This is a genomic window from Halorubrum distributum JCM 13561 (genome assembly GCF_000337395.1).
In the GTDB taxonomy this organism is placed as follows: Archaea; Halobacteriota; Halobacteria; order Halobacteriales; family Haloferacaceae; genus Halorubrum; species Halorubrum distributum.
Map to the genome: position 1 here is coordinate 1 of NZ_AOJF01000061.1, position 222 is coordinate 222.

Here is a 222-nt window from a genome sequence, read left to right on the forward strand (position 1 = left end):
CTGCGCCTTCCCCGGTTCACGGGTTAGACTCGCCAATCAAGTGCACTCCCTGGGTCGTTTTTCAAAACGCACGACACGACGCCGGCTCGTCTCTCTTCCTACTAGAGGATCGCTCCTCGGTCGTTTCAAGAGACGCCTTGTACGCCCTGTCGCTCGATCGCCAGCTGATTTCAGGCCCTATTGCACCGCCCTTCTCGGGGTGCTTTTCAGCGTTCGCTCACG

General features: G+C 59.0%; 1 rRNA gene. It reads right to left on the reverse strand.

The annotated features are described in order from the left end of the window. A 23S ribosomal RNA gene (locus C470_RS16230) occupies positions 1 to 222 on the reverse strand; the annotation flags it as partial.